The 10,816-nt window shown below is 43.5% G+C and carries 9 protein-coding genes; 2 read left to right on the top strand and 7 right to left on the bottom strand.

Features of this window, described 5'->3' with window-relative positions; translation table 11 throughout:
* Window positions 1–419 precede the first annotated feature (419 nt).
* The 3 genes from ABD734_RS09315 to ABD734_RS09305 all read right to left on the bottom strand — a co-directional run bounded on the left by ABD734_RS09315 (window position 420) and on the right by ABD734_RS09305 (window position 3,332).
* Entirely contained in the window at window positions 420–1,190 is a 771-nt protein-coding gene (locus ABD734_RS09315; protein ID WP_344703647.1) for a KinB-signaling pathway activation protein, read from the bottom strand.
* 15 nt (window positions 1,191–1,205) lie between these two features.
* Window positions 1,206–2,255 (bottom strand): Mrp/NBP35 family ATP-binding protein, encoded by a 1,050-nt coding sequence (locus tag ABD734_RS09310; RefSeq protein ID WP_344703645.1) that lies wholly within the window; start codon window positions 2,253–2,255, stop codon window positions 1,206–1,208.
* Between the two features lie 138 nt (window positions 2,256–2,393).
* Window positions 2,394–3,332, bottom strand: a complete 939-nt coding sequence (locus ABD734_RS09305; RefSeq protein ID WP_344703643.1) for a mechanosensitive ion channel — start codon at window positions 3,330–3,332, stop codon at window positions 2,394–2,396.
* A gap of 164 nt (window positions 3,333–3,496) precedes the next feature.
* Between ABD734_RS09305 and ABD734_RS09300 the strand changes: the two genes are divergently transcribed.
* Both ABD734_RS09300 and ABD734_RS09295 read left to right on the top strand, forming a co-directional pair.
* On the top strand, window positions 3,497–4,942 hold the full coding sequence (locus ABD734_RS09300; protein WP_344703641.1) for an alpha-amylase: 1,446 nt from the start codon (window positions 3,497–3,499) through the stop codon (window positions 4,940–4,942).
* A 27-nt stretch (window positions 4,943–4,969) separates the two neighbouring features.
* The gene (locus tag ABD734_RS09295) at window positions 4,970–6,367 is read left to right on the top strand and encodes an alanine/glycine:cation symporter family protein (RefSeq protein ID WP_344703639.1); all 1,398 of its coding nucleotides are present in this window, start codon (window positions 4,970–4,972) and stop codon (window positions 6,365–6,367) included.
* Window positions 6,368–6,488: 121 nt separating this feature from the next.
* On the opposite strand, the gene ABD734_RS09290 is transcribed toward ABD734_RS09295, so the two are convergent.
* The 4 genes from ABD734_RS09290 to trhA all read right to left on the bottom strand — a co-directional run bounded on the left by ABD734_RS09290 (window position 6,489) and on the right by trhA (window position 10,783).
* Window positions 6,489–7,586 (bottom strand): NAD/NADP octopine/nopaline dehydrogenase family protein, encoded by a 1,098-nt coding sequence (locus ABD734_RS09290; protein ID WP_344703637.1) that lies wholly within the window; start codon window positions 7,584–7,586, stop codon window positions 6,489–6,491.
* A gap of 13 nt (window positions 7,587–7,599) precedes the next feature.
* Complete coding sequence (locus tag ABD734_RS09285) at window positions 7,600–9,156, bottom strand: amidohydrolase (RefSeq protein WP_344703635.1); 1,557 nt, start codon at window positions 9,154–9,156, stop codon at window positions 7,600–7,602.
* Window positions 9,157–9,232: 76 nt separating this feature from the next.
* Complete coding sequence (gene proC / locus ABD734_RS09280; protein ID WP_344703633.1) at window positions 9,233–10,036, bottom strand: pyrroline-5-carboxylate reductase; 804 nt, start codon at window positions 10,034–10,036, stop codon at window positions 9,233–9,235.
* Window positions 10,037–10,114: 78 nt separating this feature from the next.
* Window positions 10,115–10,783, bottom strand: a complete 669-nt coding sequence (trhA, locus tag ABD734_RS09275; protein WP_344703649.1) for a PAQR family membrane homeostasis protein TrhA — start codon at window positions 10,781–10,783, stop codon at window positions 10,115–10,117.
* Window positions 10,784–10,816: the final 33 nt, after the last annotated feature.

The following is a 10,816-nucleotide window of genomic DNA, read 5'->3' as shown; positions in this document are numbered from 1 at the left end:
GTGCTCTGACTCGTTGCGGTTTTACTTGTCGCCCAAGTTGAATGGTAAAACCATCCAGTTTTATTGGAATTAACGTTGACATATTGTCATTCAGTTTTCAATGTTCTCTCGTTGACTGCTTTACTATCGTAGCATTTGACTTACTCATTTGCAATCTTTATTTTTCTTTTCCAAGATTGCTCTTGTAGATTTCAAATACTTGCCTGCTGTTTTCAGCGACTTCTCTACTATAACATCTTACCGTTTCGCTTGCAACCTTTTTTTATTTTTATTTTAAGTTGCTTGCTGCTGGTAAGCTGCCGTCTGTTTTCAGCGACTTTTATATCATAACAAGGTCTCTTTAGAGTGTCAACGGTGCGCAGCTTTTTTATCGTGCATTGTTACACCAATTGAAAAGGCAGTGCTATGCACCGCCTTTATCATTTCTTCTTGGATGTATTCTGTCTCGTCTTATTCTTGTACTTCATCTTATTGTTTACTTTAACCTGGCCAGCTTCTTTTTGTTTCTGGCGCTCATCGCTCTGTGCCATTGCTCTTCTCTTTTCTTCGTTGCGTTCTGCCTTTGTGACCCTACCGCGTTCACGTTTTTCCTGCTCTGACGCTTCAATATACTTAGGTAACATTATAAGTTGGAATGCATTTACTGCCACCAACGTAAAGATTGAACGATAGATCCAAGCTGTATCTTCTACGTTCAGGAAAGGAATCAGGGCAATCGAAGTCATGAATACCATATAGAAGAGTGACGGTATGAAAACTTGTGTGCCGCGCGCATCGCGGTCTTTCCACCACGCGACTATAAAGCCGGCAATGACTACAATGATCGGAATCCATATATAGTCGATTACATCACCCGCTTCTTTGCCAAAGCGGTAAAATCTAACATAGAAAAGATCGAATACTGCATAGATTACCAATAACAATTGTATATATGGCCATAGCTTCCTGAAAAGCCCCATACCTAATGGATGAATGAACAGATAGATGAAGAATGCCACTTGACTTACTGTAGCAATCAACAACCCATACCCAAGAAACCAAATCAGGCCAGCAAGAAATTCACCAAATTGCCCTACAAAAAGATATCGCGTTACATTCTCATACTCTGTAACCATGCTCACCAGAGCTGTAATGATCATACCGAGGAGCAGTGTCCTGAAATAGAACCTCACAAGATACTTAGATGTCATACTATAATCCCCCGGCTATTTACTTTCATCAATTACATTTTCTGCAATCTCACGATAGATCTTTCCTATCTGATGATCTGCCCCGTAGACTGAAGGCGCAAAATCTTCTTTGTCCCATTTAGGTTGGCCGAGAGGCAACTGGCCAAGCAGTGGCACACTTAGTTCATCAGCAAGTTTCTGTCCACCGCCCTGTCCAAAAACATATTCCTTCTCTTCTGTAAGTTCACTCTCAAAGTAACTCATGTTTTCTATGACACCAATGATATCATGATCAGTATGCTGTGCCATTGCACCTGCCCGGGCAGCGACGAATGCGGCTGTCGGATGTGGTGTGGTTACTATTATTTCCTTACTGTGCGGCAACAGCTGATGGACATCAAGTGCTACATCTCCAGTACCAGGAGGTAGATCCAGGAGAAGATAGTCAAGGTCTCCCCAATCGACTTCATTAAAGAAACTGCTGATCATCTTGCCGAGCATAGGACCTCTCCAGATCACCGGTGTGTTCTCTTCGACAAAAAATGCCATGGAAATAACCTTTACCCCGTATCTTTCAACAGGAATGATTGTTTTATCCTTAATTCCAGGTTTTTCGGTAATGCCCATCATATCAGGCACACTAAATCCGTATATGTCCGCATCTATGAGTCCGACTTTCTTACCTTTCTCCGCCAATGAGACCGCCAAATTGACTGCTACCGTCGATTTACCGACCCCACCTTTTCCGGAGGCGATAGAAATGAACGCTGTATCATTATCTTTGAAGCGATTTTCCACTTCACTGCCCGAAGTGCCTCTATGGCGTTCGATTGTCTCTTCATCCAGTTCATCGAACCTGAGGCCTACTGTATCTGCGCCTGCTTCTTTTACTGCATTTACGATTTTCATCTGCAGATCAAGCTGCTCCTGACCACCGAGGCGGCCGATTGCCACTTTTACACTTACATGATTTTTTTCCTCTTTGATGCTGATTTCCTGGATGCCCTCTGTTTCAGATATAGGTACATTCAAGATTGGATCATTTATGTTGCCGACGATTTCTTCCACTTGCTCTCTAGTAAGCATTTAAAAATTCTCCTTTACGCCTTATGGTTAATACATCCATGATAACACAACATATTCTATTTATAATGAAAAAAACCAAACACTTTATGGCCGAAGTGTTTGGTTACTTTACTCATATTTAGTTGACGCTAATGCATATTACTCTTTTTCATTTACTTTATTTTCGAATTTCTCAAGCTGTTTTTGAGCAAACGGTTTACCACCCATACCAAAGCTTATTGCGAAAGCAACAGCTACAGCGCCAAGGATGATCAAGAATGCCAGATTTACGATGCTTTGTGCGAAATTCAATTGATCAAGCGTCATGAAGACCGCGACAATTATAATTAGATATTTAGCAATCTCGCCAATAAAAGCATTGCCTGTACTCTTAGTTATTACAGTAGAAAGTAAATTACCTCCAACAAATCCTAGAGTCAATATAATGAGGGCTGATACGACAAGTGGAATATAGGCGATAATTGCTGTTCCAATCGTATTGAAGACTTCCAAGTTCAATACTGTCAACGCCTGTACAACGAAGAACAGGCCTACTAGTACTGATATGACTACACCGGAAGCTTGTGGAATGTCAATTCCTTCTTTTGTCTTGTCGCCAAAGTTTACGTATGAATTGAATCTGCTCATATTTAAGCCCTGGAGTAGATTTGTAACCAATCTACCTAGAATCTTAGCCAAGTACAGCCCCAATACTATCAGAACCGCAGCAACAAGCAGTTTCGGAATGAAATTAAGCACTGCAGTCATCATTTCCTTAATTGGAGCCGATACCGACTGCATATTCAATGCGTCGAAAACTGGTGGCAGGAACAAGATAAATACTAGAAAGTATGCCAGCTTCCCAAGTGTAGTGATGAGGCCTTCTGATTCTTTTTTAGCTTCGTCCGGACTGCTCAACTCTTTTTTCTGCAGCCATTTATCGAAGCCAACTGCCTTCAAACCTTTTACAATAATGTTTTTAAGTACTACCGCGATAATCCAAGCTAACAGTAAAAGTAAAAGTGCACTGATCAAGTTAGGTATAAAAGCGATGATCTTGTCTAATACTGACATTAGCTGATCTCCTACGTTACCCAAAAAATTACCTCCTTAAAATGTATTATGGTTAGCTATTACCCCGTTTTATGGCACCCAAACACATTTTTCCATTTTATTTCAAAACTAAAATATTATATTTGGGGTTAACTATCCTCATATTGGCTATAAAGAGAGTATTACAATAGAGAGGAACGGGATCATAAATGAACTTAACAATCATGCAATATTTCGAATGGCATCTCCCCGATGACGGCGAACATTGGAACCGTCTCAAGGATGACGCCCAAAGAATAAAGGATAAAGGCTTTGATGCCGTATGGCTGCCACCACCCACTAAAGCGGATAGTACGACAGATCCAGGGTATGCAGTCTATGATGTGTACGACCTTGGTGAATTTGATCAGAAAGGAGACGTCCGCACCAAATATGGTACGCGTGAACAACTCGAAGCGGCGATAGCAGCATGTAAGGAGGCCGATCTACTGGTCTATATCGATCTTGTGATGAACCATAAGGCTGCCGGAGATGAAACTGAAACATTCAAAGTCATCGAAGTGGATCAGGAAGATCGGGAAAAGGATATTTCTGAGCCTTTTGATATAGAAGGGTATACACGGTTCTTCTTCCCCGGAAGAGATGGAAAATACAGTGACTTCGTTTGGAATTTCAACCATTTCAGTGGAGTCGACTATGATGCACGAGAAGACCGGACAGGGATTTTCCGTATCTTGGGTGACTACAAGGATTGGAACAGTAATGTTGATGACGAATATGGTAATTTCGACTACCTCATGTTCTCAGACATCGATTACGATCATCCTGATGTCAAAGAAGAGATGATCGGTTGGGGCAGATGGCTCACTGATACTTTGAACGTCGATGGATTCAGGTTGGATGCCGTCAAGCATATCGACAGTACATTTATCGCAGAGTTTATAGAAGCGCTGGAAGCACATGCTGATCGTGACTTATATTTCTTCGGAGAGTTCTGGAATCCAGATGTAGAAGCAAAAGAAGGATTTTTGAAGGATGTGGAATTCGATATAGATCTTTTCGATGTCAAATTGCACTATAATCTTTTTGAAGCTGCAAATGAATATGAAGGCTATGATCTCACCCAGATATTCGACGGCACACTTGTGCAAGAAGATCCTTGGAACACCGTCACCTTCGTAGACAATCATGATACGCAGCCTGGAGAATCTCTTGAGTCATTTATTGATGACTGGTTTAAACAGTCCGCCTATGCACTCATTCTTCTGAGGGAGGATGGATTTCCTTGCGTATTCTACGGAGATTACTATGGAATGGATGGTGAAGAGGGGGTGGGAGAATTGATCGATCCTCTTCTATACGCCAGACATAACAAGGCGCTTGGAGAACAACAAGATTACTTCGACCACCCCAATACAATAGGCTGGGTGCGTTTTGGAGAAGATGAAGTCGAAAATTCCGGATGCGCCGTCCTCATTTCAAATGGTGTGGAAGAAGGGGTCAAAAAAATGTATGTGGGCGACAAGCATAGCGGTGAGGAATGGGTTGACGTTACAGAAAACAGGGAGGATGTCGTTAACATCGATGAAGAAGGCAATGGGGAATTCTTCGTCGATAGTCAGAGCATCAGTGTATACGCTCTTCCAGACGCATAATATATAATTAATCAAAGGGGATAAGCCATGGAGAAATTAATAGAATCAGTGACAGCCATTTCATCGTTCCTTTGGGGATACCCGATTATCATAATGTTGTTTTTCACTAGCGTCTACTTAACTTTCAGGTTGAAGTTCTTTCAGTTTGTCTATCCTTTCTATATTTTCAGGCAGACTTTTGGAAGCATCGGCAAAAAACCGCGGGGAAGAGGGACTGTCACACCTTTCCAGACACTTACCACAGCCCTATCTTCAACGATCGGCGCTGCGAATATCGTAGGTGTGCCGGTGGCAATAATGCTTGGCGGCCCGGGTGCCGTTTTCTGGATGTGGGTCATCGCCGTGTTCGGCATGGCATTAAAATTTGGAGAAACTGCACTCGGTGTACACTATAGGGAGAAAAATAAAGCAGGCGAATATGTTGGGGGCCCCACTTATTATATGAAAAATGGCATAAAATGGCCCATGATCGGTAAGTTTCTGGCAGCATGGTATGCCACCTTCCTATTAATTGAGTTGATACCAAGCATCATGGTGCAGAGTAATTCCGTCGCCAGTACGATAGCTGAGTCCTTCTCATTCAACCCACTGGCAACCGGCGTCATTATAGCCATTGCCGTCGGCGTCGTTGTCTTTGGTGGTGTGAAACGCATCGGCAAAGTGTCTTCTTACCTCGTCCCTTTCATGGCCTTGTTTTATATTCTGGCAGGGGTCATCATTCTTATTTTGAATGCCTCGGCCGTTCCTGCAGCCTTTAGATTGATTTTCACCGAAGCCTTCAATCCGACAGCGGCTCTTGGCGGCGGAGCTGGTGCGGTACTCGCTGAAACAATACGGTGGGGCTTCGCACGCGGCATCTACAGCAATGAAGCGGGGTTAGGTACTTCTCCAATTGCACATGCCGCTGCCCAGACAGATCATCCGATTCGTCAAGCTTTTTGGGCCGTGATCCAAATTCTGGTTGATACCCTGATTATTTGTACAGTTACAGCGTTGGTCGTCCTAACGACGGGTGTATGGCAACAGAGTGATGCACATAAGGAAAGTGTCAGGGAAGCTTTGACGACCCGGGCCTTCGAAGAATCTTTTGGACCGATCGGAAGTTATGTAGTATCGATAGCCTTGGTTATATTTGTCTTCTCGACCATAACGGTAGTCGTTTTTTATGGCGCACGGCAAGCAGAGTACCTCTTCGGCCTATGGGCCGGCACAGTCATGAAGAGTATCTACGTCATTTCGATCGTCGTTGGGGCGGTAGGGGGAGCAACTGCCTTATGGGCCTTCCTTGATCTCACTTTGTTCTTCGTAGTATTACCGAATATCATCGCCATAATACTACTTTCTCCAAAGATCATCGAATTGAAGAAAGAATTCTTCAACGATCCAAAGTACTATCAGAAAGATGTGGGAGATGGACGAGTTTGATTAAACGCAGTCCGTTCTGCACATATTAAAAAATACCCTTCAGTGGTTCTGTATTCTCAGAACCACTGAAGGGTATTTCATATTTTTGATTTTAGAATATGTTCGCCTAATAAGCTGGGGCTTAGTCCCGTGTATGATTATATTTCATGTCTTCATTCAATTGTGCCGGACTGCTATCCTCTATACCTAGCTTAGCCAAGGTCACACCCTCCTGGAAATAGTCACGTTCCAAAAGGACCCCTGCCAGCGTGATGACCGAGTCCATTACTGGTGTTTGAACCCCAACCATCTTTCCGATGCTTGCCCACAGTACTAACCCGTTGGATACATCTTCTGTGACATAACGATTGTCAAGTTCTATAGGCCCCTTTATATCTTTCAAAACCTTAGAATGGTTGTACTGTTCATCTAAGGTAAGCCCATCTTCAAAATACCCGCTTCTGAGGCTTCTTTCTGATTTCGAAAGTGCATCAAAACCAAGTGCTCTGCAGATCTCCTGACGCTCTTCATCGATTTTGTGTACCACATTCACAGTATGCTTGGTGATTCCTTCTTTGTAGAGATAGAAATCATCCCCAGCATAATCGATCCTCCCGGCATTCAGTATGGAGGGGCCTGGATGGCTCTCAGGGTTACCGTTGTTTAAGGTTGTTTCCAGTATATTTTCAGCGGGCTCGAGGTAGTCGTACATGCGATGGAATACCTCGAGCATTTCCTCGGTATGTCTCGCTGGATATGCGGCGAAGAGGTTATATTTGTTATAGGCAATGAGCTGCGCCTCATTTTTCTCAGATGAATAGCGTGAAGCGTAGGTCAACGACATCGTCTCGCCTACTTTCACATCCACGTCAGCCTTCATATTATGCAGCACACGCCTAAAACGAAGGCTGGACATTGCACTTGCGCCATTAATCAGTATATACTGCCCGTCCTCAATATAAGGTGCGATCGTTTCGCCAACCGGTTCAATTGCAACAGAAGGGACAGTAAGCATTATTACATCTTGACCCTTGACGGCTACTTCCGCTTCGCGTGTAAATTTATGGAGTGAGATTGGTTTTCCATTGAATGAAATTGCTCCACTCTCCTCAATTTGACTCAAATCCTTCTTTGATTGCGGCGACTGAAAAAGTGTCACCTGGTGACCCTTCTCAGTCATATCAGCGGCCGCAGTGATTCCACCATTGCCGGCACCAAAAATCCCTATTTTCAAACCCATCAAATCCCTCCTTCTATGGTTGTCCATCGTAGACGACTTCGCCGTCGACGATTGTTTTTATTACTTTTGTGGTCAATAATTCCTCAGGCGGCATCTGCATGACGTCACGCTCAAATATCGCAAAGTCAGCGTAATAGCCTGCATCGATCAACCCCGCCCTGTCACCTTTATAGATGATTGCAGCAGCATCATGCGTATACATTTTAAATGCTTCATACCGGCTGATGCATTCACTTTCATTGTAGACCTTGCTCTCCCCACGACGTGTTACAAGTGTATGGATCCCATGCATCGGATCGGCTGCTTCGATAGGGGCATCAGACGATCCCCCGAGTATCAAGCCATGATCGAGCATTGTCTTGAATGGATAAAGGTATTCAAGACGCGCTTTCCCAAGATATCTCTCGACCCAGGGCATGTCCGACGTCAGAAAGGTCGGTTGTACATCGCATATGATACTCAGTTTAGCCATCCTCTCAAGCAATGCTGGGTTCAGCAGGCTTGTGTGGATCAATCTGTCGTGTTTACCTTCAGGAGCCGGATGTTTTTCGATGGCGTCCACCACCATCTCACACGCTCTATCTCCTATGACATGCACTGCTACTGCATCTTTATTACATCGGGCCTTCAGAATGAGCGATTCCAGATCTTCCTGGGAGTGGATCTGCAGTCCATGCTCAGCCGTGCCTTCATAAGGGTCTTTAACAAGAGCGGTTTTACCACCAAAAGCGCCATCCATGAAAAGTTTCATGGCATCAGGTTCAATCCAGTCTTTTAGGTAATCCGGCTCATCTGTAACCATGTCATCGTAAACCTGTTCGTGCCGAAGCAGATTGACCCGGATCTTTTTACCCTCAGGCCCTACCGTCTTGAGATATGCCCCATGGGGCACTTGATAAGGACCGTGATAGGACATATCCTCTGTATGGACATTGGTGATGCCATACGAATGGAGATGATCGACTGCTGTTGATATGTCATCGCTTATTGAGTCGATATCATCTTCCACCGTCTCCGCTCTGACCTTCTCAAAAGCCTTATCATAGACCCACCCTGTCAATTCCCCGTCCGCATCCCTTTCGAAATATCCACCTTCCGGATCCTCTGTCGTACTATCAAGGCCGAGATGCGACATCACTTCCGTGTTGATCAATCCGGCGTGATGGCACACACGGGTGATCAGTGTTGGTTTATGGGTCAGCATATCCAACTCTTCGCGCTTCATTTTATATTGATCAGGAAAATTATTCTCATCATAGCCCAAAATGATATTCCATTTGTCCTTCGAATCAAATTCTGAGATCAATTTTTTCATCATATTCATATCATTGACTTCATTGAGTGTGAGTGATTTTAATTTTTTCCCCAACATGACAAGGTGCATGTGTGTGTCGGTCAATCCCGGCAGCATTGTAGCACCTTCCAGATCTACCAGGTTATCTGTTTCATGTTGGAATTCCGAGAAACTCCCTGTCCCTTGAATAGTCCCATCCTCTACAAGGACAGACTCCACCCTATCTTCCGGACGCTTCATCGTATATATATTCCCATTATAATATAATGTCTTCATTCATTACCTCCAGAAAAAATGCCTCATATATACATTATATATGAAGCATTCATCATTATCTTACAAAATGGTTGAATTAATCATCCTGGCTCAGTTCTTCACTGCGGTTAGCTGCCGCATTTAATGTTGTCATCAAGATGCTCTTAATTCCTTCACCATCTAAAGCGTCCAATCCCGCTTCAGTCGTTCCCCGCTTTGAAGTGATATTCTTCCTTAGTTGACTGAACGACAGATCGGAATCCTCCACCATTTTACCAGCGCCGATAACAAGGTTTGTCGTCAGGAACATGGCTTCGTTTTCATCGAATCCAAGCTCCATGAGACTCTCTGCATACTTCTCATAAATATAATATAGGAAGGCCGATCCCGAACCTGTTGCAGCAGTAATGTTATGCATTGCATCTTCTTCCACTACCACGGTCGTGCCAAAACTCTCCATCAATTCCACAAGCTCATCCTTATCCGGAAAGTTTTCGGAGTAGCTGATACCGCTGACGGAATGCTGAACCATCGCATTAGTGTTCGGCATCAACCTAGCTATTGGATTGTCACTTTTAAGTTCTCTTCTGATTGTTTTAATCTGGGTGCCTGCCATAACGGAAATAATCTTCGTCGCTTCTTCCAGGTATGGGCGCAGCCTCTTGGCTACATCAGGAAAACTTTGCGGCTTGCTCGCTAAGATGACATAATCTGCATTCTTCAACAGCTCTGAATCATCATAAGAGATATTGACTCCCAGTTTATCTTGAAAGAATTTTATTTTCTCTTTCTGACTTTTGCTCGTCAAATATATATCTTCTGGTTTTACCACTTTATTTTCAATCATCCCTATAAAGATGGCACTCGCCATATTACCCGCACCATAAAATACGATTTTCATAAGATCAGCTCCATTTTTGATTTTACGGACAGTAACAATCATAACAAACTGAAACGAATATTTAAAATGGCACTCTAATCAAGGTTGGATATAGAAAACAATGCCAACATAGTGTAGAAAACTCGCTATTATGATGAAGAAATGCCATATCATATGGAAATACCGACGTGTCTTCTGTGCGTAAAACCAAGCTCCCACCGTGTAGCTCACGCCTCCCAATGTAATCATAAATAAAAATACCCAATCTGTATTCGCTAATATTCTCGGGAAGAAGATGACTGCCATCCATCCCATGATGAGATAGACCGTCAGACTCACCCTGTTGCTCACTTTTGGACTCAGCACTTTATATAAAATGCCTAATACTGCCACCGTCCATTGGATAATCAGGGTCACTGTGCCCCAAGTGCCGCCGATCACTGACAGGGCAATGGGTGTATAAGTGCCTGCAATAGCAACAAATATAAAGCTATGATCAAGCAGACGCATGGTATATTTATGTTTCGTATTATGAGCCATGGCATGATAAAGAGTAGAAGTCAGGAACATGGAGAAGATGCTGATGACATAGATGGAGCCACCCACAGCATGCATCACGCCACCATTCTCATACATATAGACTGCCGTAAAGGGCAACAGCAATATAAATATGATGGCTGCTACACCGTGGCTGACGCTATTGCCGACTTCTTCTCCGAAAGACAGTGGGACCATGTGTTTCAATGAATCCACGACTCTGCCCCTCATATCGTGCTGTTTTCTGTATAAAGGGCCGCGTGT

Source organism: Salinicoccus jeotgali (genome assembly GCF_039538805.1).
Classification (GTDB): Bacteria; Bacillota; Bacilli; order Staphylococcales; family Salinicoccaceae; genus Salinicoccus; species Salinicoccus jeotgali.
The sequence above is the reverse complement of the archived record's forward strand: the minus strand, read 5'-3'. Positions and strand labels throughout refer to the sequence as shown.